General features: G+C 72.6%; 23 protein-coding genes. 13 read left to right on the plus strand and 10 right to left on the minus strand.

Annotation, left to right across the window (positions count from 1 at the left end; genetic code table 11):
• Positions 1 to 37: 37 nt before the first annotated feature.
• Entirely contained in the window at positions 38 to 997 is a 960-nt protein-coding gene (locus ASD90_RS09660; RefSeq protein ID WP_056755182.1) for a DUF1648 domain-containing protein, read from the minus strand.
• Positions 994 to 1,350 carry a GntR family transcriptional regulator gene (locus ASD90_RS09665; protein ID WP_056755185.1) on the minus strand — a complete coding sequence of 119 codons (357 nt, stop codon included), beginning with the start codon at positions 1,348 to 1,350 and terminating at the stop codon, positions 994 to 996. Before ASD90_RS09665 ends, ASD90_RS09660 begins: the two co-directional genes overlap by 4 nt.
• Positions 1,351 to 1,403: 53 nt before the next feature.
• Between ASD90_RS09665 and pdxY the strand changes: the two genes are divergently transcribed.
• Positions 1,404 to 2,252 (plus strand): pyridoxal kinase PdxY, encoded by an 849-nt coding sequence (gene pdxY / locus ASD90_RS09670; protein WP_056755187.1) that lies wholly within the window; start codon positions 1,404 to 1,406, stop codon positions 2,250 to 2,252.
• Between the two features lie 244 nt (positions 2,253 to 2,496).
• Positions 2,497 to 3,765 carry an ATP-binding protein gene (locus ASD90_RS09675; protein WP_056755193.1) on the plus strand — a complete coding sequence of 423 codons (1,269 nt, stop codon included), beginning with the start codon at positions 2,497 to 2,499 and terminating at the stop codon, positions 3,763 to 3,765.
• 2 nt (positions 3,766 to 3,767) lie between these two features.
• Here ASD90_RS09675 and ASD90_RS23475 read toward each other — a convergent pair whose 3' ends face one another.
• Positions 3,768 to 4,460, minus strand: coding sequence for a metallophosphoesterase (locus ASD90_RS23475; protein WP_200958590.1), 693 nt, complete (start codon positions 4,458 to 4,460; stop codon positions 3,768 to 3,770).
• Between ASD90_RS23475 and ASD90_RS09685 the strand changes: the two genes are divergently transcribed.
• Complete coding sequence (locus ASD90_RS09685; RefSeq protein ID WP_056755199.1) at positions 4,438 to 5,121, plus strand: peptidoglycan DD-metalloendopeptidase family protein; 684 nt, start codon at positions 4,438 to 4,440, stop codon at positions 5,119 to 5,121. The two genes, ASD90_RS23475 and ASD90_RS09685, sit on opposite strands and share 23 nt — an antisense overlap.
• A 49-nt stretch (positions 5,122 to 5,170) precedes the next feature.
• Here ASD90_RS09685 and ASD90_RS09690 read toward each other — a convergent pair whose 3' ends face one another.
• Positions 5,171 to 5,908: a metal-dependent hydrolase gene (locus ASD90_RS09690; protein ID WP_056755202.1), complete on the minus strand. Its 738-nt coding sequence runs from the start codon at positions 5,906 to 5,908 to the stop codon at positions 5,171 to 5,173.
• 122 nt (positions 5,909 to 6,030) lie between these two features.
• On the opposite strand from ASD90_RS09690, the gene ASD90_RS09695 reads away from it, so the two are divergent.
• Positions 6,031 to 6,801, plus strand: a complete 771-nt coding sequence (locus ASD90_RS09695) for an HNH endonuclease family protein (protein ID WP_235506521.1) — start codon at positions 6,031 to 6,033, stop codon at positions 6,799 to 6,801.
• A 170-nt stretch (positions 6,802 to 6,971) separates the two neighbouring features.
• Here the strand turns inward: ASD90_RS09695 and ASD90_RS09700 are convergent, their stop codons facing one another.
• Positions 6,972 to 8,372: an alanine--tRNA ligase-related protein gene (locus tag ASD90_RS09700; protein ID WP_056755205.1), complete on the minus strand. Its 1,401-nt coding sequence runs from the start codon at positions 8,370 to 8,372 to the stop codon at positions 6,972 to 6,974.
• A gap of 77 nt (positions 8,373 to 8,449) precedes the next feature.
• Between ASD90_RS09700 and ASD90_RS09705 the strand changes: the two genes are divergently transcribed.
• The gene (locus tag ASD90_RS09705; RefSeq protein WP_056755208.1) at positions 8,450 to 9,448 is read left to right on the plus strand and encodes a YdcF family protein; all 999 of its coding nucleotides are present in this window, start codon (positions 8,450 to 8,452) and stop codon (positions 9,446 to 9,448) included.
• A 15-nt stretch (positions 9,449 to 9,463) separates the two neighbouring features.
• Here ASD90_RS09705 and ASD90_RS09710 read toward each other — a convergent pair whose 3' ends face one another.
• Together ASD90_RS09710 and ASD90_RS09715 are read right to left on the minus strand one after the other, a co-directional pair.
• On the minus strand, positions 9,464 to 11,005 hold the full coding sequence (locus ASD90_RS09710) for an acyl-CoA synthetase (RefSeq protein ID WP_056755211.1): 1,542 nt from the start codon (positions 11,003 to 11,005) through the stop codon (positions 9,464 to 9,466).
• A complete protein-coding gene (locus ASD90_RS09715; protein ID WP_200958591.1) occupies positions 11,002 to 11,799 on the minus strand; it encodes an enoyl-CoA hydratase/isomerase family protein in 798 nt (265 codons plus the stop codon). The genes ASD90_RS09710 and ASD90_RS09715 overlap by 4 nt, the downstream gene beginning before the upstream one ends.
• Before the next feature lie 107 nt (positions 11,800 to 11,906).
• Between ASD90_RS09715 and ASD90_RS09720 the strand changes: the two genes are divergently transcribed.
• The 5 genes from ASD90_RS09720 to ASD90_RS09740 all read left to right on the plus strand — a co-directional run bounded on the left by ASD90_RS09720 (position 11,907) and on the right by ASD90_RS09740 (position 15,125).
• Complete coding sequence (locus tag ASD90_RS09720) at positions 11,907 to 12,506, plus strand: sulfite oxidase-like oxidoreductase (protein ID WP_056755214.1); 600 nt, start codon at positions 11,907 to 11,909, stop codon at positions 12,504 to 12,506.
• 62 nt (positions 12,507 to 12,568) lie between these two features.
• Entirely contained in the window at positions 12,569 to 13,231 is a 663-nt protein-coding gene (locus tag ASD90_RS09725) for a ferredoxin reductase (protein WP_235506523.1), read from the plus strand.
• A gap of 13 nt (positions 13,232 to 13,244) precedes the next feature.
• Positions 13,245 to 13,571: a DUF6510 family protein gene (locus ASD90_RS09730; protein ID WP_056755220.1), complete on the plus strand. Its 327-nt coding sequence runs from the start codon at positions 13,245 to 13,247 to the stop codon at positions 13,569 to 13,571.
• Positions 13,572 to 13,621: 50 nt separating this feature from the next.
• The gene (locus ASD90_RS09735; protein ID WP_162260193.1) at positions 13,622 to 14,191 is read left to right on the plus strand and encodes an RNA polymerase sigma factor; all 570 of its coding nucleotides are present in this window, start codon (positions 13,622 to 13,624) and stop codon (positions 14,189 to 14,191) included.
• A gap of 100 nt (positions 14,192 to 14,291) precedes the next feature.
• On the plus strand, positions 14,292 to 15,125 hold the full coding sequence (locus ASD90_RS09740; RefSeq protein ID WP_056755227.1) for a hypothetical protein: 834 nt from the start codon (positions 14,292 to 14,294) through the stop codon (positions 15,123 to 15,125).
• A gap of 89 nt (positions 15,126 to 15,214) precedes the next feature.
• Here the strand turns inward: ASD90_RS09740 and ASD90_RS09745 are convergent, their stop codons facing one another.
• Positions 15,215 to 20,752 (minus strand): carboxyl transferase domain-containing protein, encoded by a 5,538-nt coding sequence (locus ASD90_RS09745; protein ID WP_056755229.1) that lies wholly within the window; start codon positions 20,750 to 20,752, stop codon positions 15,215 to 15,217.
• A gap of 161 nt (positions 20,753 to 20,913) precedes the next feature.
• Here ASD90_RS09745 and ASD90_RS09750 point away from each other — a divergent pair, with 161 nt between their 5' ends.
• Positions 20,914 to 21,522, plus strand: coding sequence for a thymidine kinase (locus ASD90_RS09750; RefSeq protein ID WP_082588614.1), 609 nt, complete (start codon positions 20,914 to 20,916; stop codon positions 21,520 to 21,522).
• A gap of 58 nt (positions 21,523 to 21,580) precedes the next feature.
• On the opposite strand, the gene ASD90_RS09755 is transcribed toward ASD90_RS09750, so the two are convergent.
• Positions 21,581 to 22,234 (minus strand): O-methyltransferase, encoded by a 654-nt coding sequence (locus tag ASD90_RS09755; protein WP_056755232.1) that lies wholly within the window; start codon positions 22,232 to 22,234, stop codon positions 21,581 to 21,583.
• A 74-nt stretch (positions 22,235 to 22,308) separates the two neighbouring features.
• Between ASD90_RS09755 and ASD90_RS09760 the strand changes: the two genes are divergently transcribed.
• Together ASD90_RS09760 and ASD90_RS09765 are read left to right on the plus strand one after the other, a co-directional pair.
• The gene (locus ASD90_RS09760; RefSeq protein ID WP_056755235.1) at positions 22,309 to 22,650 is read left to right on the plus strand and encodes a metallopeptidase family protein; all 342 of its coding nucleotides are present in this window, start codon (positions 22,309 to 22,311) and stop codon (positions 22,648 to 22,650) included.
• 90 nt (positions 22,651 to 22,740) lie between these two features.
• Positions 22,741 to 24,123: a M1 family metallopeptidase gene (locus tag ASD90_RS09765; RefSeq protein WP_056756321.1), complete on the plus strand. Its 1,383-nt coding sequence runs from the start codon at positions 22,741 to 22,743 to the stop codon at positions 24,121 to 24,123.
• A gap of 36 nt (positions 24,124 to 24,159) precedes the next feature.
• On the opposite strand, the gene ASD90_RS09770 is transcribed toward ASD90_RS09765, so the two are convergent.
• Positions 24,160 to 24,669, minus strand: a complete 510-nt coding sequence (locus tag ASD90_RS09770; protein ID WP_235506524.1) for a nitroreductase/quinone reductase family protein — start codon at positions 24,667 to 24,669, stop codon at positions 24,160 to 24,162.
• Between the last annotated feature and the right edge of the window lie 75 nt (positions 24,670 to 24,744).

Below are 24,744 nucleotides of genomic sequence, written 5' to 3' on the forward strand. Positions count from 1 at the left end.
GGTGGGCGTCGCGCGGCGACCAACGGTCGTCCGTCGGTCAGGACGCCCGGGCGGCGAGGGTGTTGAGCACGGCCGCGGCCTCGTCGGCGTCGTCGACGGTGACGACGACGTCGGGCTCACCGATGCGGTGCACGACGAGGGCCTCGCCGGCACGCGTGACGTAGCCGCGGCGGCCGTCGACCCCGATCCGCCAGCCCCATCCGCCGAACTCGCGCAGCGGCGAGACCGTCGTCGTGGCGGCCGAGGCCACGCGCTCCAGGGGCACGCGGGACCACGAGAGGCCCGCGCTCGACACCCGCAGCCCGGAGGCGTCGACCGTCACGCGGGCGGAGAGGGTGACGGCGAGCAGGGTGCCGAGGCCGAGCGCCAGCACCCACACCCAGGGCAGCCCGGCGAGCGCCACCCAGACGAGCGGCAGGCCCGCGACGACCGCCAGCACCGCCGTCGGACCCACGGGCAGGCTCGCGCGACCGGTCCACGCCAGCCGCGTGGTCGGCGCGACGTCGAGCCGGCGTGCATCGGGGGGCAGGGGTGGGCGGGTGCCGGTGACGTCGGGCGGCGTCGTGCGACCCCAGCGCCAGAGCCCGACGGCGACGATGGCGGTCAGCGCGAGGGTGGGCACCACCCACTGGGGTGGGAACGCCTGCGGCACCTGGCCCGGTCGCTGCGCGACGAGGCCACCGAAGAGCAGACCCCCGAGGAACACCGCGAGACCGCCGGCCACGGCAGCGAGGGGGCCGCGGGCCGAGCGGTACATGACCGCGGCGAGAGCGACGAGGGCGAGCGGCATCACGATGGTGATGACGGCCGCCGTGACGACCGCGGACGGGTAGGACTGCCAGCGGTCCGGCTCGCCGTCCAGGCCCCAGTGGACGGCCACCTGGTCCGGCACGAGGTCGCGGACGGCATACGCCAGCCCCGTGCCGACCGCGGCCACGACGGGAGCCAGCACGGCGCTCGCGACGAGGGCGTGGGTGGGGCGGCGGTCGGTGGTCATCGCTGGAACTCGCTCTCGATGAGTCGGGTGAGGTCGGTCGTGGTGGCGCCGACGCGTCGCGCCTCGGCGACGAGCTCGGCGGCGAGCGTGCGCAGGCGGGCGTCGCTCCCGGGGTCGGTCGCGCTGACGACGGCCCCGCGGCCCCGGCGCAGGTCGATGAGCCCCTCGTCGCGCAGGGACTGGTAGGCGCGCAGCACGGTGTGGAGGTTCACGTCGAGCACGGCGGCGACCTCCTTCGCCGGGGGCAGGCGGTCGCCCCTCGCGAGCCTGCCTGAGGCCATCTCGCGCCGTACGCAGGCGGCCACCTGCACGTGCAGCGCCGTGCTCGACGTGGGGTCCACCTGCCACAACATAGTTCTATTATGACTAGAACTAACTTTTAAAGCCAGACGGCTAGGGTGGGGCCGTGAAGATCCTGTCGATCCAGTCCCACGTCGCCTACGGCCACGCCGGCAACTCGGCCGCGGTCTTCCCGCTCCAGCGGCTCGGCCACGACGTCTATCCCGTCCTCACGGTGACCTTCTCCAACCACACCGGCTACGGCTCGACGAAGGGCCCGCTCATCGCGCCCGCCGACGTCGCAGCCGTCATCGACGGTGTCGAGGAGCGGGGTGCCTTCCCGGCGATCGACGCCGTGCTCTCGGGCTACCAGGGCGCCGAGTCGGTCGGCGAGGTCGTGCTCGACGCCGTCGCGCGGGTCAAGGCGGCCAACCCGTCCGCGGTCTACTGCTGCGACCCGGTCATGGGCGACGTCGGCCGTGGCTTCTTCGTGCGCGAGGGCATCCCCGAGTACATGCGCGACCACGTCGTGCCGAAGGCCGACATCGTCACGCCCAACCAGTTCGAGCTCGAGTTCCTCGTCGGCCGCGCGGTCGCGACGCAGGCCGACCTCGTCGCGGCGTCCCGCGAGCTCGTCGCGCAGGGGCCGTCCGTCGTGCTCGTCACGAGCGCCCTGACCTCCGACACCCCCGAGGGCTCGATCCAGATGGCCTGTGTCACGGCCGACGACGCCTGGGTCGTGACGACCCCGATGCTGCCGATGACGGTGCGCGGCGGGGGCGACGTGACCGCTGCGGTCTTCCTCGCGCACTACCTGACCGACGGCCCGGAGGTGGCCCTCCGCCGCACGGCGGCGACGATGTATGCCGTGCTGGAGCGCACCCACGCGAGCGGCTCCGACGAGATGCTCCTCGTCGCGGAGCAGGACGCGATCGCGCACCCCGACGAAGTTTTTGAAATCTCTTCGATCACTTGACCGTTTCGCCCCAGAGAGCGTTATAGTCGCAACGCGCCGTTCCGCATGACCACCCCTGACCGTGCGGAACGGCGCTTTTCCATGCCCTTATTCACTGGAATCCGAATCAAACGAGTTCGGATGCCATCGAGTCGGTGCCTGCGGTGGTGCCGGTGCCCGGGCTGACGACGCCCGCCGCGACGCGCCGATCGCGGTCGATCGGGACGTCTCAGGTTTTCGGTAGAGATGCGTATAGCCTCCGAGCGTGGACCCGATCACGAACCCGTACGCCCCGGGCGCGGGCCAGCGCCCGCCCGAGCTCGCCGGTCGTGACGAGCAGCTGCACACCTTCGACGTCGTGCTCGAGCGGATCGCCAGGGGTCGTGCCGAGCGCTCCATCGTGCTGACCGGCCTGCGCGGCGTCGGCAAGACCGTCCTGCTCAACGCGCTGCGCAGCTCGGCCGTGCGGGCCGACTGGGGCACCGGCAAGTTCGAGGCGCGCCCCGACCAGCGCCTGCGCCGCCCCCTGGCCGCGGCCGCCCACCAGGCCGTGCGCGAGCTGGGGCACCCGCGGGGCGAGGACGTCGACCAGGTGCTCGGCATCATCAAGGCCTTCGCGCTGCGTGACGCGCCGACCGGGGCGAAGCTCCGTGACCGGTGGCAGCCCGGCATCGACGTCCCGGCCCTCACCGGGAGGGCCGACTCGGGCGACATCGAGATCGACCTCGTCGAGCTGTTCACCGACATCGGTGGTCTCGCCGCCGACGTCGGCAAGGGCGTCGCCTTCTTCATCGACGAGATGCAGGACCTCGACCCCGACGACGTGTCGGCCCTCTGTGCGGCCTGCCACGAGATCTCGCAGTCGGGCCTGCCCGTCATCGTCGTCGGTGCCGGCCTGCCGCACCTGCCGGCCGTGCTCTCGGCCTCGAAGTCCTACTCCGAGCGACTCTTCCGCTACTCACGCATCGACCGGCTGCCCCGCGACTCCGCCGACCAGGCCCTCGTCGGGCCCGCCACGGAGGAGGGCTGCGAGTTCACGCCCGAGGCGCTCGACGAGATGTACGCCGTGACCGCCGGCTACCCCTACTTCATCCAGGCCTACGGCAAGGTCGTGTGGGACGTCGCGCCCTCCTCGCCGGTCACCGCCCAGGACATCCGCGTCGCCGTGCCCGAGGCGGAGTCCGAGCTCGCGGTCGGCTTCTTCGGCTCCCGCTTCGAGCGCGCGACGCCCGCCGAGCGCGAGTACCTCCGGGCCATGGCCGAGGCCGCCCTCGTGAACCCGTCTGCGGCGGAGGCCGGCCCCGACGGCGACGGGTCAGCGGGTGGCGACGCCACGGCATACGTCCGGGACGGGGTGACCGAGCGCGAGGCGGTGCCGACGTCGGCCGTGGCGGACGTGCTGGGACGCAAGCCGCAGTCGCTCTCGCCCGCACGCGACGCCCTCATCAAGAAGGGCCTCATCTACTCCGGCGAGCGCGGGCTCATCGCCTTCACCGTCCCGCACTTCGGGCGCTACCTGCGCACCCAGTCCTGAGGTCAGGGGCGGTCCCAGGTCTCGACGCGGCCGTCCCGGTGGGCGAAGGCGCGCAGCGCGTCGAGGTCCGACGGCGCTGACAGCACGTAGTCCTCGACCCACTGGGCGACGTCGGGGAATTCGCTCTGCTCGACGACCGACCGGGCCACCCGGTCGGGGTCGATGGCGGTCGTGCGCAGGTGGACGCCGTACGCGTCGAGCAGCGTCCACGGGGCCCCGCTGCTGCCGTAGGGCATGCCGATGCTGCCGCTGTTGACCACCCAGCGCCGGTCGACGAGACGGGCGAACGGCATGTGGGTGTGCCCGCAGCAGACGACGCGCACCGTGTCGGGGACCTCGGCGAGGACCCTCGCCCACTGCGCCGGGCGGGTGTCGACGAGCACGACCTCGTCGTCGTCGCGAGGGGTGCCGTGACAGAACAGCACGTCACCGACGCCCTCCAGAGCCACCGTGACCGGGTGCCGGAGCCCGTCGAGCAGATCGACGTGGGCGTCGGTGAGCCGGCCGGCCGCCCACAGGTCGACGGCCGGGGTGCCCTCCGGCAGCTGCCCTCCGCGGGCGGCCGTGACGAGGTCCCGGTCGGCGTTGCCGCGCACGAGCACGACGCGGTCACCGAGCTCGAGGAGCCGGTCGAGGACCTGCGTCGGCTGCGGTCCGGCGGCGAGGTCACCCGTGACGACCACGAGGTCGGTCACCTTCGTCTCGGCCGGCAACGGCCAGGGACAGTGCGTCAAGAACAACGCCGCGTCGGTCTGGAACCGCGAGAGCGCCGTCGCGACCGTCTTCTACCGGAGTGGCTACTCCGGGGCCATCGACTCCGTCGAGCCCGGCACCAAGGCGGACCTGCGTGCCGAGCTGAAGAACGAGAACGCCGGCCACATCGTCGGTGACGCCGCCGATGACACGTTCGAGTACGGCGTCTACCACGCGGCCGGTGCCCGCGTGACGGCGTGGTTCGACGGCTACCTCAACACGCCCGGACGGCACGAGGGCATCGACGTCGCCTACGCGTCCGGTGCCGACGTCTTCGCCGTCCTCGGCGGCACGGTGACCCGCGTGACGGAGGGGAGCGACTCGACGGACGCGCTGTCCACGCTCGCGGTCTACAACGCGACCTACGCCAAGACCGTCGTCTACCTCCACCTCAACCCGCTGGGTTTCGCCGTAGGACAGTCGATCTCGAAGGGCCAGAAGATCGGCGACGAGGCGGCCCGTGGGGCGCCCGCCACGCACACCCATGTCGAGATGCGCCCCGGCCGGCAGACCGCCGCGACGTTCAGCAGCGACACGACGCTCGTGAACCCGGTGCCCACCCAGTTCTGGATGGACCGCGGCTACAACGCCTGCTGCCAGTGACGCGTGGGGGTGTGGCCGACGCCCTCGGCCACACCCCTGGACGTGGACCTCAGCCCGGGACGACCAGCTGGACCGTGTGCCACGTGGTCCGCAGGGCCGGACCGAGGACGTCGACCCCGCCGGCCATCGTCACGACGAGCCAGGCAGCGGCGAGGGTGAGCGCGGGCCCGACGACGTGGCGCTCGACGGCGTGGTCCGTGCTGAGAGCCAGGTAGTTGTAGCGGTGGCCGTGCACCGGCCAGAACAGCGGGCAGCCCTGCACCGTGGCCATGTCACCGAGCAGGTGCACGGTGACCCCGATCGCCACGGCCCAGGGCACAACCCCGGCGGGGAAGGAGTCGAGCACGGCGCCTCGGGTCAGCATCGCGCCCATGAGCAGGCAGAGCAGGGTGTGGCCCACTGTCGCGCGGACCATGGTGACGCGCAGGGCCGCCGCCGCGAGGGCGAAGAGGAACGACAGGAACAGTCCGAGGGGCAGTCCGCCGACGTTCGTCAGGTGGGCGGCCAGGCCGGTGAACGCGGCGAGGCCGACGAACGAGTGCGTCCCGTTGCGGTGTCCTCCGCTGACCAGGCCCACGCACCAGGCGAGTCCGGCCGTGAGAGGACCGAGGGAGCGGGCCGGCGTCGCGTCGGCGTGGTCGAAGTCCGGCAGCACGGCGGCGCCCGCCGCCGTGACGGCCGCGACGGGGACCGCCCACGAATCGACCGTGACGCCGTGGTCGCGGAGCAGTGGCGTCAGGGCGAGGACTGCGACCGCGCCCGACAGGGCATGGGTCCTACCGAGCACCGCGGGCCACCGATCGCACGAGCGGAGACTCTAGCCAGCCGTGGCGAACTCCCGGACACCGGGGTCGAGTCGACGGCGCGTCTGGTGTGCGCGAATTCCATTGTGTGGCAGGGTTTCCGATCGTGTCTGCTCGCTACCTCCCCAGGCTTCTGCCCCCTCTCGCCGCGGTGGTCGCGGCGGTTGCCGTGCTCGCGGGCTGCGGACTCCCGCTCCCGTCGCCCGGGGCCGGTGTCACCTACGACTCGACGCGGGTCCCCGGGCCGTCGTCCGTCCCCGGGTCGTCGCCCGTCCCGTCGCTGACTCCCGCGCAGGTGCGTGACGCCGTCACGGCGGTCGCGGCCCTCCCGATCAAGGGTCGGGCACCCCGGACCGGCTACGACCGTGAGGCCTTCGGGCCGGCGTGGACCGACGACGTCGACGTCAGCGGCGGCCACAACGGCTGCGACACGCGCAACGACGTCCTCCGGCGCGACCTCACCGCCGAGCGACTCAAGCCGGGCACGCACGGATGCGTCGTGCTCTCAGGCACGCTCGCCGACCCCTACACGGGCCGCACCATCGTCTTCACCCGCGGGCGGTCCACCTCGTCACGGGTGCAGATCGACCACGTCGTGGCGCTCGGCGACGCCTGGGTCACCGGAGCGCAGCAGCTGACGCCGACCCAGCGCACGACCCTCGCGAACGACCCGCTCAACCTGCTGGCCGTCGACGGGCCGACCAACAGCGCCAAGCGCGACGCCGACGCCGCGTCGTGGCTGCCGCCGAACAAGGTGTACCGCTGCACCTACGTGGCGCGCCAGGTCGCCGTGAAGTCGCGCTACCACCTGTGGGTCACGGCGGCAGAGGCGGTGCAGATCGCCCGTGTCCTCGCCGGGTGCTCGCGCGCGCGTTGAGCGGGCCACGCCGACCGGCGGGCATGGGGGAAGGGCCGGGCCCCACCTGACTGCCAAGCCGTGAGGGAGGGGTGGAGTGGCAGCCAATCCCGGCCCTTCCAGTAGGACACGGTACGGGACGAGGCGCGCTCGTTGGGCAGAATCGCCGGACGATTCGTGCCGATTCGCCGTCATCGGGCCTGACCGGCCTGCTCACCGCGCGAGCGGGCCCGCTGCTGCGCCATCTGCTCGTCGAACTCCTCGCGCCAGCTCTCGCTCAGTGACATGCGCTGCGTCAGCGCCACCTCCGTCGACAGCTCGACGGGGAAGCCGTAGGTGTCGTGGAGCACGAAGAGGTCCGCGCCGGTGATGCCGGTGTCGCGGTGGCTCTCCAGCCGCTCGAGCCCGCGGCGCAGCGTCCTTCGGAAAGCGTGCTCCTCCCGTGCGAGCACCGCGACGACGTCGTCGGCGGCAGCGGCCACCTCGGGGTAGGCGGCGGCGTAGACCTCGGCGACCGTGGGGACGACGTGCGGGAAGAAGTTGTCGTCGATGCCCAGGTCGACGGCGAACCGGACGGCCCGGCGCACGAGCCGGCGCATGACGTAGCCCTGGGCCTTGTTGCTCGGCCGCACGCCGTCGACGGCGAGGAACGTCGCGCCGCGGAGGTGGTCGGCGATGACCCGCATCGCGAGGGTCTCGTCGTCGTAGGCGCGCCCCGACAGCTCCTCGAGCCGCTCGACGATGGGCCGCAGCAGGCTGATGCGGAAGACGTCGGGCGAGTCGATGGCCGCGGCGGCGATGCGCTCGAGCCCGCCGCCGTAGTCGACGTTGCGGCGCGGCAGCGGCTCGAAGCCGGTCTCGGTGCGGCGGTACTCCATGAAGACGGAGTTGCCGAGCTCGATGAACCGGCCACAGTCGCAGTTCTGGTGGCAGTGCGCGCCGTAGGCAGGGTCGTGCTCGACGTGCGGGAAGAGGTAGAAGACCTCGGTGTCGGGTCCACCGGGCTCACCGACCGGCATGTCATCGGCCGATCCCTCGCGACACCACCAGTTCTTCTTGCCGTAGAAGGCGATCCGTGCGCCGCCGGTGCCGACCTCTGCGGCGTGCTCCTCGGTGTCGACCTCGACCTGGTCGGCACTCACCCCGGCCTCGGCGAAGAGCCGCGTCCACACCGCGGCCGACTCGTCGTCCTTGGGTATGCCGTTCGCCGCGTCCCCGATGAAGCACGACACGTAGAGCCGGGCCGGGTCCAGGCCGACCGTGTCGGTGAGGAAACCCCAGAACTGGGGGAGCTGCTCGTCCTTGAAGTAGTCCCCGAGGCTCCAGTTGCCGAGCATCTCGAAGAAGGTCGTGTGCCGGTTGTCGCCGACCTCCTCGATGTCCTGGACGCGCAGGCAGGTCTGGCTGTCGACGAGCCGGCGCCCGCCCGGGTGCTCGGCGCCGAGCAGGTAGGGGAGCAGCGGCTGCATGCCGCTGCCGGTGAAGAGGGTGGTCGGGTCGTCGTCCGGGACGAGCCGCGCACGCGGGATGACCGCGTGGCCGTGCCGGGCCAGGTGGTCGAGGAACGCGCTGCGGATCTCGTCTGCGTCCATGTCCTGATTCGACACCCGGGACGCTCGGTCCACCAGTCGGTTTCGCGACGGGCCACTCGGGCAGGCATGCTCGTCGCATGCGCCCGCTCGTCGACCTCGTCCTCGTCGTGGCGCTCCTGGGTCTCGCGATCCACGCCGCACGCACCGATCCCCGCCGCTGGCGCACCGGGGTCCTCCTCCTCGGAGCGATCTGGGCCGCGCTCTCGGCGGTGGGGGTGGGCGTGCTCGTCCTGCCGTGGGCCGCGTCGGTCGTGCTGGGGCTCCTCTTCGTCGGCAACGGTCTGCGACTGGTGCGTCCCGAGGGCCGCGGCCCGACCAACGTCGTGGCGCTCGTCCTCGGCCTGGCGATGCTTGCCGCGACCGTCGCCGCCATCGGGCTCGTCGGGTCCGGCACGTCCGGCACGGCGGGCACGTCGGGTCCGGCCGTCGTCGGCGCGGTCGTCCTGCTGCTGCCGGGCTACCCGGCGCTCGCGTTCGCCGGCTACGCGCTCTACTGCCTGACGTACCGCCGCCACAGCGTGCGGCCCGATCCCGCGGCGGTCGTCGTGCTCGGGTCGGGGCTCGTGGGTGGCACGGTGCCGCAGCTGCTCGCCCACCGGCTCGACGCGGCCGCCGACGCCTGGCGCGCGGAGCGCGACCGTGGTCACGACCCGCTGCTCGTCCCGAGCGGTGGGCAGGGCGACGACGAGCCCATGGCGGAGGGCGTGGCCATGACCGCCTACCTCGTGGCCCACGGCATACCTCCCCAGTCGGTCGCGACGGAGGACCGGGCGACGACGACCGAGGAGAACCTGCTGCTGTCGCGCGAGATCCTGCGGTCGCGGGGGCTCTGGGCCGCCGGCCACCTCCGCGTGGTCACGAGCAACTACCACGTCGGGCGTGCAGCCCTGCTGACCCGGCGCCTCGGCATCGACGCCGACGTCACGGGTGGCCCGACGGCGTGGTACTTCCTGCCGAGCGCCTTCCTGCGTGAGTTCCTCGCGGCGCTCACGCTCCACCCGCGCACCAACCTCGCGGGGCTCGGCCTCTGGGCCGCGTTCACGGCCTACCTCTCGTATGCCGTCCTGCCCGGTTGACGTCGCGCCGCCCGGTCAGGGCGTGGCGGGCTGCTGCTGCGCCAGGTCGTCGCGCAGCACGCGCTTGAGCAGCTTGCCGCTCTGGTTGCGGGGCAGCTCGTCGACGAAGTGGATCGCCTTGGGCAGCTTGAACGGTGCGAGGGTCGCGCGGGCGTGGTCGACGAGCTCGGTCTCGGTCACCGTCCGGCCGTCGCGGAGGACGACGACGGCCGTGACGGCCTCGACCCAGCGCTCGTGGGGGGTGGCGATGACGGCCACCTCGGCGACGGCCGGGTGGGTGTAGAGCGCGTCCTCGACCTCGCGTGAGGCGACCATGACGCCGCCGGTGTTGATGACGTCCTTGATGCGGTCGACGACGGTGAGGTAGCCCGCGTCGTCGCGGGTCACGAGGTCGCCGGAGTGGAACCACCCGTCCCGGAAGGCCTCCGTCGTCGCGTCCTGCTTGTTCCAGTAGCCGGTGCACAGCTGGGGTGAGCGGTAGAGCAGCTCGCCCGGTTCGCCCGCCGGGACGTCGCCGCCCTCCGGGTCGACGACGCGCGCCTCGACGAAGAGGACGGTGCGGCCGCACGCCTCGGGTCGCTCGGCGTGCTCCTCGGGCCGCAGCACCGTCGCCAGGGGACCGATCTCGGACTGGCCGAAGCAGTTCCAGAAGCCGAGCGCGGGCAGTCGCTCCTGGAGCCGGTCGCGCACCGGGACCGGCATGATCGAGGCGCCGTAGTACGCCTTGCGCAGCGAGCCGAGGTCGGCCGTGTCGAGGGCCGGGTGGTTCGACAGCGGCACCCAGACGGTCGGCGCGAGGAAGAGCGACCCGATGCCCTGCGAGGCGACCCGCTCGAGGATCGTCGCGACGTCGGGGCGCGGCAGCAGGTGGTTCGTCGCGCCCACCGCGAGGTAGGGCAGGAGGAAGACGTGCATCTGCGCCGAGTGGTAGAGCGGCATCGAGTGGAGCGGGGCGTCGTCCTCGCGCAGGTCGAGACCGACGATGCACGAGACGTACTCGTGGACGAGCGCGCGGTGCGTCATCATCGCGCCCTTCGGCTGCGAGGTCGTGCCGGACGTGTAGAGCAGCTGGACGATGTCGGTGTCACGCGTCCCGACGTCGAGCACGGGCACGTCGCCCTCGCTCCAGCCCGGCAGCACCGCGTCGTCGCCGCCGTGGAGCAGCAGCACCTGCTCGAGGTCGGTGTCGCCGCGCACGGCCTCGACGGAGGGCCGCAGCGCCACGTCGACGAGCGCCACCCGGGCGCCCGAGTCGCGCAGCAGGTAGGTCAGCTCGGGTCCGGTGAGGGCGTAGTTGATCGGGACGTGCACGAGACCCGCCCGGGCGCAGCCGAGGTAGGCGAGCAGGTAGGCGTCGGAGTTGACCCCCACCGTCGCGACGCGGTCACCGGCGGCGAGCCCGAGACCCAGCAGGTGCGCGGCAGCGCGGCTCACGGCGTCGTCGAGGGCGGCATACGTCCACGAGCGGTCGTCGAAGACGAGCGCCACGCGCTCGGGGTGACGCGACGCGCTGCGGCGGACGATGTCGTCGACGGTGCTCGAGGTGATGGCGCTCATGGGGTGTCTCCGTGGGTCGGGCGGTCGGGATGCGGGGCGGCGAAGGCGGCGAGCAGGGCGCCGGCCTCGGCGCCCGCCGAGAGGCGCGCGATGGTCGCGGCCTCGTCGGCGAGCTGGGCGGCATACGTCCGCTCGCCCGACCGGCGCAGCAGGCGGGCCGCCTCACCGACGGCCTCGCGCGGAAGGGCGGCGATGGCGGCGACCACCTCACCGGCCCGGGCGTCGAGCGTGTCGGCGGGGCACACCTCGGTGACGAGCCCCCAGTCGAGCGCCGTCGCCGCGTCGATCGGCGTGCCGGTGAGCAGGAAGAGAGCGGCCCGCCGCGCGCCCACCGCGGCGGGCAGGAGAGCGCTCACCCCGCAGTCGGGTGACAGGCCGACGGAGGGGTAGGCCGCCACGAACGTCGCGTGGTCGGCGGCGAGCACCACGTCGGAGGCGAGGACGAGACCCACGCCCGCGCCGGCGGCCGCACCCTGGACGACGGCGACGACAGGAGTCGGCAGCGCCCGCAGCGCCGAGAGCACCTCGTGCAGGACCCCGGCCAGCTCGGCGACGAACGCCCGGCGCTCGGGGGCCGCGGCCATGGCGCGCACGTCTCCCCCGGCGCAGAAGAGCCGGCCGTCAGCACGGATGACGACCACGTGCACCCGCTCCGAGACGCTCGCGATCCCGGCGACCGCGTCGCGCAGCGCGAGTGCGGTGGGCAGGTCCACGGCGTTGCCGGCGTCGGGTCGCGCGAGCCGGATCGTGGCCACGCCGCCGGACACCGACAGCATCGGCACCGTCGTCGTCACGGGTTCATCCTGCCTCCCGCGGCGCCGGTTGGGGAGGCCCGGCCCACCCGAAGGACAGATGGCGTATGCCGTCCGGCGCGGCCCCGGGGCCCGTACAGTGACTGGGCATGGACTTCGTGACGCGAGGCTTCCAGGGGCGCCCACGTGGCCGCGACGAGCGGTTGCCCCCGGGGCAGTACCTCACCGGCGACTTCCCGGTGCTGTCGGCCGGACCGACGCCCGGCGTCGACCACGACGAGTGGGAGCTCTGGGTCGCGACCGAGGACGGCACCCGCCACACGTGGTCGTGGCAGGAGCTCATGGCGCTCCCGGCCGAGACGGTCACCGTCGACATCCACTGCGTCACGAGCTGGTCCAAGCTCGACACCGAGTGGCGCGGCGTCTCGCTCGACACGCTCCTCGCCGACGTCGAGACCGCTGCCGACTTCGCCCTGGTGCACAGCTACGGCGGCTACACGACGAACCTGCCGCTCGAGGACCTCCTCGACGGGCAGGCCTGGGTCGCCTACGCCTACGACGGCGACGACCTCCGCCCCGAGCACGGCGGCCCGGCAAGGCTGCTCGTGCCCCACCTCTACTTCTGGAAGTCGGCGAAGTGGGTGCGCGGCATCGAGCTGATGCTCGAGGACTCGCCCGGCTTCTGGGAGCAGCTCGGCTACCACGACTACGGCGACCCATGGCGCGAGCAGCGGTACCAGGGGGACTGAGCGCCCGGCGCGCGTGGCGGGACGCCGCGCTCGTCGAGCGCCGGCCCGAGACGAGGAGCGCCGTGACGCTCGTCCTCGACGTCGACGGCTGGCCCGGACACCTGCCCGGGCAGCACGTCGACGTGCGGCTCACGGCCCCCGACGGCTACACCGCGACGCGGAGCTACTCCGTCTCGGCCCCCGAGCGGGCGAACCGGGTCGAGCTGACGGTCCAGCGGGTCCCGGACGGCGAGGTGTCGGGCTTCCTCGCCGACGGGCTCGCCGTCGGCGACGCGGTGCGCCTGCGCGGCCCCGTCGGCGGCTGGTTCGTCTGGCGCCCAGGGCAACCCGGGCCGGTGCTGCTCGTGGCCGGCGGCTCGGGGGTCGTGCCCGTCATGGCGATGCTCCGGGCGCGCGACGTCGGGTCACCGCCGTTCCGGCTCGTCTACTCGGTCCGCGACCCCGACGACGTCATCTACCGCGACGAGCTCGCGGCGATCGCCGCCACGGACGGCGCCGACGTCCACCTCGTCCACACGCGCCGGGCACCCGACGGTGACGCGCGGCCGACCGGGCGCCTGCGGGAGACCGACCTCGTGGCGGCCGGCTGGGGCGGTGACGACCCGCCCACCTGCTACGTGTGCGGCCCGACGGGCTTCGTCGAGAGTGCCGCCGACCTGCTCGTCGGCCTCGGCCATGCGGCCGACCGCATCAGGACAGAGAGATTCGGGCCGAGCGGCCCGTGAAGGAGGACCTCCCATGACGATCCCGGGGCACCCAGGCGCGGAGGCGGCATACGACGGCAACCTCATGGCCGGTCCGCTGTCCGAGCTCTTCGCTCTCGACGTCACCGTGGCGGTGGTCCGGTGCCGCGGCTGCGGCTCGTCGACGGAGGTCGCGACGCTCCGCGTCTACGGGCCCGACCCCGGTCTCGTCGGCCGGTGCCCCGGCTGCGACGACGTGCTGCTCCGCGTCGTCCGCACCCCAGACGCGGTGTGGCTCGACCTCGGGGGCGTCACCTCGCTCCGCGTGCCTGCTCCTCGCGTTGCGCCCGCCGGGGACGGGGACGAGTCGGCTCGAACCTGACATCCCGACGAAACCGGGTCAGCGGACCCGTCTGGGTCCAGACTGGTGTGGTGATCGGCGCGGAGTTCGAGACCGTCCTCGCCGGCGCACGGAACGGTGACGAGGTCGCGTTCGCACGCTTGTGGCGCGACCTCAACCCACCGTTGCTGCGCTACCTGAGTCTGGGGGGAGACACCGCTGACGAGGTCGCCGCGGAGACGTGGTTGACCGTCGTCAGGGGACTCGACACCTTCACGGGTGACGAGACGGCTTGGCGTGCCTGGGTCTTCACGACCGCACGCCGCAGGGCGGTCGATGCTGCCCGCAGACGAGGGCGGGAGGCCCGGTTCGGCCGACAGCACGCCGAGTGGGTGGCGACGGTCCGGGACTGTGCTGACGACGTCGTCGACGCGCTGACGACGCAGGAGGCCGTGGCCCTCGTGCGCCGGCTCCCTCCCCTGCAGGCCGAGGTCGTGCTGCTACGGGTCGTGGCGGGGCTGCCCGTGAGCGAGGTGGCGGACGTGCTGGGACGCACGCCCGGGGCGGTCCGCGTCGCCGCACACCGCGGACTGCGTGCGCTCGCCGACCTCGTCGCTCCGGCCGGTGTAACGCTGGCCGAGGCTGCGACGCTTCGTGAGTGACATGGGCACGACCTGGTGGCACGAGAGGAACCGAGGGCGTCGCGACGACGTTCCCGCGTCTCCTGCTGGACTTCACCGGGGCGAGCCGGGACGCGACCGGATGCGCGACCCGTCGCTCGCCCCGGTGATCCGGGCGCTGACCGCCGAGCCGAGTGAGCGTGAACTCGACGGCATCGGGCCGGCTCTCGCCGAGCTCCGGGCGCGGGTCGCGCAGGCGTCGCCCGGAGCTCGGCGACGCCGGATGCTCGCGACCGCCTTCGGCGCCAAGCTGGGAGCCACCCTCGGCGGAGTGGCGGCCGGCCTCGTCGGGGTGGGCACCGTGCTGCTCGTCTCCACGCACCTGCCGAGCGGCGCCCAGCTCCCCGCGGGCCTCGACGGACCCGCCCAGCCGCACCCGGCTGTCGTCAGCGCGACGGCACCTCCTCGAGGCCCTGACGCGAACGGGCCCGCCAAGCACGGCCTGTGCACGGCCTGGACGGCCCGGTCCACCCACGGCTCCCAGGGCAAGGTCGACGGGTCTGTCGCCTTCGCCAACCTCGTCGAGGCCGCGGGTGGTGCGGACAAGGTCGCCGCGTTCTGCGCCGACGTGCTGAAACCGCGGGCGTCGGGCGGCCCCGGCAACGGCAACGGGGCGGGTAAGGCGAACGGCAACGCCAAGGGCAAGCCGAACGGCACGGCAGCGGACAAGGGGAAGGACAAGGCGGAGAAGCAGCCGGACGGCACGCCGACCGACGAGCCGACCGGCACGACGACGCCGACGACGCCTGCGCCGACGACAGCGCCGACGACAGCGCCGACGACGCCTGCGACCACGCCGACGACAACGCCGACGACGCCTGCGACGACGCCCACGACGACGCCGGCCACCACCACGGGCACGCCGGTGCCGCGGGGATCCGCGACCGTGGAGCCGGGCCAGACCGTCGGGCCCTGAGGGCGGGGAGGGGGTGGGCGTGTGCCGAGGGGTTTCGGCACACGCCCACTCGGTGGGGGTGCGCGCGGGACCCGCGCGCACCCACCCGGTCAGCCCTGCAGGCCCGCCTCGATGGCGGCGATGATGCGCGGACGCATCTCGTGCGCGTCGATGACGGCGTCGACCGAGCCGACCGAGACGGCGCGGTGGATGCTGTGCACCGCGTCGAACTCGGAGGCGACCTGGCCGAGCTTCTCGGCGCGCACCGATGTGCGCAGCTCGGCGACCTCGGTGGCCAGACGCGCGCGCTCGACGCCGGAGGCCGAGGCGAGACGTCCCTCGAGCTCGGTGACGCGCGGGTCGGACGCCGTGCGGGCGTCGACGTCGCGGGAGAAGACGACGGCCGCGGCGGGGGCGCCACCGAGCACCGACGCGAACGACCCCTCGACGGCGAGCACCGTCATGCGCGGGTTGAGCGTCTTGGAGAAGACGACGAACGCGCCACCGTGGTAGCGGGAGACCACGGTGAAGACGATCGGGCCGTCGAAGTTGACAATGGCCCGGCCGATCTCGGCGCCGTACTCGAGCTGGAGGCTGCGCATCGACTCGGGTGAGCCGTCGAAGCCCGAGAGGTTGGCGAGGACGACGACCGGTCGGTTGCCGCTCGCGGCGTTGACCGCGCGCGCCACCTTCTTGCTCGAGCGCGGGAAGAGCGTGCCGGCCGTGTAGGTGTCGGGGCCGTCGGTGGGCGGGAAGCCGCGGCGCGGCACCGACTTGGACTCGATGCCGATGAGGGTGACCGGGATGCCGCCGAGGTGGGCGTCCTGCACCACAGCCGTCTCGGCGTCGGCCATGCCGGCCCAGCGCTCGAGCGGCTCGTGGTCCTGGTCGCTGACCGCCCGCATCAGGGTGCGGATGTCGAAGGGCTTCTTGCGGTCCGGGTTGGTGAGCGAGCTGAAGATGTCGCCGACCGTCTTGAAGCCGGAGTCGGCCAGCTCGTGCGGGAAGAGCGTCACGTCGCGGTGCGAGGGGTCGCTCGTGCTGACCCGCCGGGGACCCGACTCGCCGGGGCTGACGTACGCGTGGTCGTAGTGCGCCATGAGGATGGCGCGGGCGCCCGCGAGGTCCTTGGCCCAGTACTGCGCCTGGCCGTTCGGGCCCATGACGCGGTCGTAGCCGCCGATGCCGAAGTTGTCCTCGGCCGAGACGCCACCGGAGAAGTCGAGCGACTGCTTGCCCGTGAGGACCATGGCGCTGTCGGGCGTCATGACGAGGATGCCCTTGGTGTGCATGAGCATCGTCGCCTCGGCGTTCCAGTAGGGCTGGGCTCCGACGTTGATGCCGGCGACGACGATGTTGATCTCGCCGCCCGCCTGGGTGAACTCGATGATCCGCTTGAGGGCGCGGGCCACCCAGTCCATGTTCTCGGTGCCGGAGTCCATCGAGATGCGGGCGCCGGCGGACAGGGAGTACCACTCGAGCGGCACCTGGAGGCGCTCGGCGAGGTCGATGGCCGCGATGACGCGGGCGCACTCGGCCTCGGCGACCGAGCCGAGCGAGCGGAGGGGGTCGCCGGAGAGGACGACGCGGGTGACGCCCTCGGGGTGGCGGACCGTCGGCGAGCTGACGACGGCGACGATGATGCCGGCCTTGTTGAGCCCCTGCGGGCGGTCGACCGGCACGAGCGTGCCCGAGTCGTCGAGGTCGTGCTCGACGACGGTGCCGCCGTCGCCGGCGATCATCGACTGGAGCTCGTAGGGGTAGACGAGACCGCGGCGCCGGGCGCGGACGACCTTGGAGGCGTAGTCGTCGAGCGGCTTGAGCGGCTCGGTGGGCGGCGCGCCGAGGGTGCCGGTGACGCCGGAGCCGGGCTGGTAGAAGAAGCGACCTGCGATGGGGAGCGGGGCCTCGCCGGGCGCGCCCGCGACGTTGGCCTGGACGAGCACCTCCTCGATGCCGGCGCCGGCCGTGACGGGCGCGATCCTGCTCTGCAGCGCCGTCAGCTGGCCGAGGTCGGCCTCGATGGTCGGCCAGATCTGGACCCACACGTGGTTCATGTCGAGCCTGGAGCCCTTGGCGCCGCGGCTCGCGCGGACCCGGCGGATCGCCTCGAGGCAGTTGGCGATGGCGCGCTCGACGTGCGGCAGGCCGGAGACCTGCCCCGACTCGTCGCGCACGACGACGATCTGGCGCACCTGCGCCAGCGCCACGAGGCGGTGGTCGTCGGAGTTGTCCCTGGCGACGCACTCGTAGAGCAGGACGTCCTCGGGCGCCTCGAGCCGCGTCACGTCGAACGAGGTGAGGCGCCACAGGTTGAGGCGCCGCCCGACCATCGGGTGCACGCCCCGCACGAGGCGGTCCTCGGCGAGCGTGCCGTCGACGGGGCGGAAGGTGAAGTAGCCGACGGGGCCTCCCCGGCCCGCGCTCACGGCGACGGCCACGCGACGTACGTCCTGGGCGAAGGGCAGCTGCTGGAGCAGCGTGGCGAGCTGCTCGCTCGCGGCGTCGGGGGACTCGGGCTCCTGCGGCCAGCGCAGGTAGAGGTCGACGACCGACTGGAGCCCCGTGGCGCGCGACCACACGTCGTTGGAGACGGCCGCGTCGAGCGCGCTGCCCGGCACGAGCTCGTCGACCCCGCCGATCGTCGACGTCAGGTGGGTCGGTCGGTCGTCGAGGGTGTAGTCGGCCACGGCGAAGGGCCGGCCGCCCTCGGAGAAGGTGCGCAGGCCGTGCAGCTCGTGCTCGCGGTAGTGACGCTTGATGAGCACCTCGAGCATCGGCTCGTGCTCGGGCAGCCGCTCCGGCGACTCCTCGTGGAGGCGCTCGGTGAGGAAGCGCACGATCTGCTCGGGGATCGCCGCGAGCTCGTCGATGCGGGCCGTGTGGTCGGGCGCGTCGGGCTCGGCCGCGAGCGTCGCGAGCTTGTCGCGGACGCCGGCGAGCACGCTCTGGCGCTCCTCGTCGACGAGCGGCTGGTCGAACCAGCGGAAGCGGACGCTGCGGGCGAGGTCGCCGATGACGGGGAAGCGCAGCTGGGTCGCGACGACGAGGCGGTCGAGCGCCTCCCGGGCGGCGACGTCGAGCGGCGCGGCCGGGATCGGCTCGGCGAGCCAGCGCTGGAGGATCGACGTCGCGAGCTGGACCTCGGGCGCCGAGCGCTGCTGGGCGAGGAAGACGCGGAAGACGGCCTCCTCGAGGTCGGGTGTGCGCTCGAAGTCGGTGACGCCGTAGTGGAGCAGCACGCGGGCGAGCTTGTCGCGGAAGTCAGCCGAGAGGCCGGCGCGGTCGACGTCGAGGCTCTGGAGGTAGGAGTGGAAGTGCTCGCGCGGGCTGTGCACGAGCAGCTCGGTGTGCCGCTCCTCGGCCGCGGGGCGGTTGCGGCTCAGTTCGGCGAAGTCGGTGAGCAGGTCGAGGACCGCGATCTCCTCGGCGAGCGGGATGGTGCCGCTGGCGGCGAGCTCGTCGCGAGCCGTGAGGTAGCCGGCGAGCACCCTGCGGTCACCGCTGGGGTCTCCGTCGAAGCCGAGGACGCTCGCCGAGAGGTCCTCGATACCGCGGTCGACGCGCTCGCGCACGCTCGCGTGACCCGCGCTCGAGTCGGGCAGGTCGAGGTCGACGGTCTCGGTGGCCGCTGTCTCGGCGACCTCGGCCTCGTCGCCGGTGGGCTCGAGGCGCACGAGCGGCGCGCCGGTCTCGACCTGGCTGCCGACGCTGACGAGGAGCTCGCGGACGCGCGCCGCGAAGGGCGCCGGCAGCACCGTCTCCATCTTCATCGACTCGAGGACGAGCACCGGAGCACCGGCGGCCACCTCGTCGCCGACGGCGGCCGGGGTCGCGACGACCAGCGCGGGCGCGGGCGACCGCACGACGCCGCCCTCGTCACGCGAGACGCGGTGGGTGACCCCGTCGACCTCGACGAGGTGGACGGGTCCGTGGGTGGCGGTGACGAGGCGGTGCGCGCGTCCCTCGACGACGATGCGGCCGGCATACTCGTCGATGCGGTCGAGCGTCGCGTCGACGACGTGCTCGTCGGCGCCGTTGGTGATGGAGACGCGGTAGCGGTGCGACGCCGTGCGCAGCACCATGACCTTGTATGCCGTGCCGCGCAGCTTGAGGTCGATGGCGCGGCCGACCGTGTGCTGCACCTGCGGGCGGCCACCGCGGGCCGACGCGAGCAGGCGGGCCCGCTCGATGGCCTCGGCGTCCTCGTAGGCCTCGATGCCGGCGGCGACGAGCGCGACACCGGAGTGGCGGTGCGAGACGAGGCGGCCCTCGGCGCGGACGCGGTCGATCCAGCCGGTGTCGGCCGAGCCGTCGATGATCTCGGGCTGGTCGAGCAGGTCGAGGATGAAGCTCTTGTTCGTCGAGCCGCCGTCGATGACGACGGTCGTCTCGGCCATGGCGCGGCGCAGGCGGGCGAGGGCCTCGTCGCGGTCGCGGCCGTGGGCGATGATCTTGGCGATCATCGAGTCGAAGTCGGCGGGGATCGAGTCGCCTTCTCCCACACCGGTGTCGACGCGGATGCCGGGGCCGGCGGGGAACTGGAGCAGGCTGATGTGGCCGGGGCTCGGCGCGAAGTCGCGGTCGGGATCCTCGGCGTTGAGGCGGGCCTCGACGGCGTGGCCGCGCTGGGTGGGTCGCCCGCCGGGGAGGTCGTCGAGGCGGCCGCCGTTCGCGACGTGGATCTGGAGCTTGACGAGGTCGGTGTCGGTGACGACCTCGGTGATGGGGTGCTCGACCTGGAGGCGGGTGTTGACCTCGAGGAAGGCGAAGAAGCGCTCGCCCGGGTGGTAGAGGAACTCGACCGTGCCGGCGCCGGCGTAGCCCACGGCGATGGCGAGGCGCTCGGCGCTCGTGCGGACCTCGTCCTCCTGCTCGGGGCGCAGCACCGGCGACGAGGACTCCTCGATGACCTTCTGGTTGCGGCGCTGCACCGAGCAGTCGCGCACGCCCACGGCCCACGCCGAGCCCTGGCCGTCGGCGATGACCTGCACCTCGATGTGGCGGGCGCCGGTCACGAGCTTCTCGAGGAAGACGACGCCCGAGCCGAATGCGCGCTGCGCCTCGTCGCGGGTGCGCTCGTAGGCGTCGGTGAGGTCGGCGTCGGAGTCGACGCGACGGATGCCGCGGCCACCGCCACCGGCGGTCGCCTTGAGCATGAGCGGGTAGCCGATGCGCGCGGCCGCGGCCTTCGCGTCCTCGAGGGTGTCGACGCCGCCGCGGCTCCACGGAGCGACCGGCACGCCGACCTCCTCGGCGATGAGCTTGCTGCCGATCTTGTCGCCGAGCTTGCGCATCGCGTCGGGGCTGGGGCCGATGAAGGTGACGCCGACGCGCTCGCACAGGTCGGCGAACGCGGGGTCCTCGGCGACGAAGCCCCAGCCGACCCACGCCGCGTCGGCGTTCGTCGCGCGCAGGGCGCGCTCGAGGACGGCGTGGTCGAGGTAGGGGCGCGCCGAGGCCGGCCCGAGGTCGTACGCGTGGTCGCTCTCGCGGACGAACATCGCCCGCCGCTCGCCCTCGGTGTGAAGCGCGATCGTCTCGATGCGGTGCCCGTCGCGGCCTGCCGCGGCGTTGAGGTCCCGCACCGCGTGGATGAGCCGCATGGCGGCCTCGCCGCGGTTCACGATGGCGATGCGCGAGATCATCGGTGCTCCTTCAGACGGGGGTGGTGTCGCACCCTGCAGCCTTCCACGCCTGCCGGGTGACCGGCGAGTAGACAGGCAGAGTCGTCGGGTCGCCGTGAACCGCGCGTGGGTCAGGCGAGGGTGCCGGGGACTGACACCGGAGGCCGATAGCGTTCTCGCCCGTGACCACGATCGACGACGTCAGGCAGGCCGTCCGCACCGCGTCCGAGGTGTCGCTCGACGTCGTGCTCGGGCCGATGAAGTCGGGCAAGAGCCTCGCGCTCATCTCGCTGCTGTCACCCCTGCAGTTCACGCGGGTGCGGCACCGCGTCTACCAGTCGGAGCGGCACGTCCGCGACAGCGGCGTGACGTCCCGCAGCGGCGGCGTGCTCGCGACGACGAAGGTCGAGAGCCTGCACGAGGCCCTCGACGAGCAGCTCGACGTCGTGGCCGTCGACGAGGTGCACATGTTCGACCTCGACGACGTCGCGGTCGTCGACCAGCTGTTGCGTCGCGGCACCCGCGTCGTCGTCGCCGGCATCGACCTCGACCACCGCGGCGAGCTCTTCGCGCCGGTCCGGGCGCTGCTCGAGCTCGGGCCCGACACCGTGACCTACCGGCGCGCGGTGTGCGACCAGTGCCGCGACTTCAGCGCCACGCACACGCAGGTGCTGCGCTCGGGTGAGCCGTTCCTCGACCACCTCGGCGGCTCCGAGGCGCTGCCCGACGACGGCACCTTCACCTACGAGGCCCGCTGCCGGTCCTGCTTCGTCCGACCTGCATCGTCCTGACGCGCCGGCTCGAGCCGCCGGGTCCGGCCAACGTCTCCGCGTCTGCCGCTGCCCGGGGTCACCGCTTCCGGGCGATGGTCAGGCCATCGAAGGCGGTCAGGACGACGGACTCGACGCGATCGTCGGAGACCACCAGGTCGTTGAAGGCGCGCAGCGCGACGGTGTTCGCGTCGTCGGTCTCGGGATCGGCGATCCGGCCGCTCCACAGGACGTTGTCCGCGAGCAACAGGCCCCCCGGACGAACCCGCGGCACCAGCTCGGCCCAGTAGGCGGCATACGCCGGCTTGTCCGCATCGATGAAGACCAGGTCGATGTCCGCCGCCGTCGGCAGTGCCCGCAGCGTGTCCAGCGCCGGCGCTATACGCAGCTCGATCCGGTCAGCCAGGCCGGCGGAGGCCCACGCCCGTCGGCCGATCTCGGTCCACTCTGCGCTGACGTCGCAACACAGCAGTGAGCCTCCCTCGGCCAGCCCCCGGGCGATGCACATGCTCGAGTAGCCCGTGAACGTCCCCACCTCGACGGCCCGGCGCGCGCCGATCAGTCGGGCGAGCAGGGTGAGCAGCTGTCCCTGGTCGTCGCCGATCTGCATCCCGGCCGCGTCCCCGAGCCCGGCCGTCTCCGCCTGGAGCCCCCGGACCACGGGATCGGGGCGCCAGGTGCCGTGAGCGACGGCGTAGGAGCGGATCGCGTCCGTCACCGGGAAGCTGCGCATCCTCGAACGCTACGCCCAAGGTCAGGGCCGCGCCCGGGTGATGGTCCCAGGCCGTTCGGCGACACACTGGCTGCATGGTCGAGGTCGATCCCGAGCGCTTCGAGGTGATGGTGGGCGAAGCGCTCGACGGCATACCCGGAGAGCTGGGTGAGCTCATGAGCAACGTGGCCGTCACCGTGCAGCACGACAGCGGGCCGCCAGGTCTTCTGGGGCTGTACCAGGGGGTGCCGTTGACGCGTCGGTCGGCGTTCTACGCCGGCGTCCTGCCTGACCGGATCACGATCTTCCGGCGTGCCATCTGTGCCGTGTGCACCAGCGACTCCGAGGTGGTCGACCAGGTTCGGCGGACGGTCATCCACGAGGTGGGCCATCACTTCGGGATCGGGGACGCCCGGCTGCGCGAGCTCGGGTACTGAGTCGGCAGGGATTCCCGGAAAGCAGCCATCGAGGCCCGGTCGCCGTCCTAACCTCGAATGGTCCACGATGACACCCAGGGGGTGGCGAGGATGTTCGGACGAAGGAAGCATGCGCTGGTCGCCGCGTCGGCGCTGGTCCTGGTCACCGCCGGCCCGGCGGGGGCGGTCGCCTTCTCGCCGGGAGCCCCCGGAGCCGGGGACCCGTACTTCCCCCAAGCCGGAAACGGCGGGTACGACGTCTCCAACTACTCGCTGAGCCTCGGCTACGAACCCAGCTCGAGGCAGCTCACCGGTACGGCTGTCATCACGGCGACCGCGACACAGAACCTCTCCCGGTTCGACCTCGACCTGCGGGGCTTCACGATCTCCGGACTGCAGGTGAACGGCGCTGCCGCAGCCTTCGAGCGAGTGGGCGACCAGGAGCTCGTGGTCACCCCCAGCGACGGCCTTCGCGCCGGTCGGTCGTTCACGGTGTCGGTCACCTACGCCGGCACACCTCAAGCGGTGACCGACCCCGACGGGTCGATCGAGGGGTGGGTCCCGACGGATGACGGCGCCTTCGTCGTCGGAGAGCCGCAAGGCTCGCCGAGCTGGTACCCCGTGAACGACAACCCGCAGGACAAGGCGACCTTCGACTTCGGGGTCACCGTCCCCGAGGGCCTCACCGTGATGGCGAACGGCGTGCTCGTGTCGAGCCGGTCCACCGGGGGACGCACGACCTGGGTCTGGCGTGAGAGCGACCCGATGGCTCCCTACCTCGCCACGGCGACCCTCGGTCGGTTCGACCTCACGGTCTCGCAGGTCGGAAGCATCCCTTCCTACGTTGCCATCGACCCGACCCTCCCCTCGGGGAACGTCTTCCGGAAGCTCCCGCAGATCGTCCAGTTCTACGAGTCGATCTACGGGCCCTATCCGTTCAATGCCGTCGGCTCGGTCGCGGACAACGCTCCGGAGGTGGGCTACTCGCTCGAGACCCAGACCAAACCGGTCTACGACCGGATGCCGGACGAGGCGACGGTGGCCCACGAGCTCTCGCACATGTGGCTCGGAGACTCGGTCACCCTCAGCCGGTGGCCGGACATCTGGCTCCATGAGGGTTTCGCGACGTGGTCGGAGTGGATCTGGAGCGAGCACAACGGCCAGAAGAGTGCCCAGGCCTACTTCGACACCCTCTACAACACGCCCGCCTCGAAGACCTCGTTCTGGACACCGACGCCCGGCAACCCCGGAGACGCGGCCCACCTCTTCGACGGGACGATCTACAACCGTGGCGCGATGACGGTGCAGGCGTTGCGGCAGAAGGTCGGTGACGACGCCTTCTTCCAGATCATGCGCACGTGGGTGAGGGACAACCGCTACGGCAACGTCACGACGTCCCAGTTCATCGCACTGGCCGAGCAGACCTCGGGGATGGACCTCGGTCACTTCTTCGACGTGTGGCTCTACCAGCCCCAGAAGCCCACGTCCTGGTGAGCCGTCCGTCCTCTCCGACCCCGGGGGCCGATGCCCTCACGACCCAGCCGGCCCGGTGGTGTCGCGCGGCTCGAGGACGACGACGGCCGTCTCGTGAGGGCGCCTGGCGGCGAACGCGTCGAGGTTTGTGTCGATCTCGGCCCAGCGGGCCCACAGCCGCTCGCGCTCCTCGCCCTGCGCGCGGCGTGCGCGGACCGGTCGCGCTCCGTCGCGGGTCCGGACGACGGCGTCCGGATGCGCCTGCAGGTTGAGCCACCACGCGGGCTCGGCCGGACCCCATCCGTTCATCGCCATCGTCACCAGGCTGTGCCCGTCGTCGACGTAGCCGAGGACGACCCGTCGCGGCTTCCCACTGCGTCGGCCGGTCGTCGTGAGCCACAGCGTCCCCCACCCGCCCGGTTTGGGTCTCCACAGACCGAACCGGCCGCCGGTCACGCGCAACACCGCGCGATGACCGTGCCAGAAGGCCACGATGAACCAGCGCGGCTGGAGCCGCGCGGGCCGACGACGCGTCATCGCCGCCTGAGCTTCACGTTCGCTGGACATGGTCACAGCGTGACCGCGCGGCCCCGGTCCGCGCCAGGGCCAGAAGTCCGCACTTCGGACCCTTTCTCGGTGGCC

The sequence above is a fragment of the Terrabacter sp. Root181 genome (assembly GCF_001428505.1).
Lineage (GTDB): Bacteria > Actinomycetota > Actinomycetes > Actinomycetales > Dermatophilaceae > Terrabacter.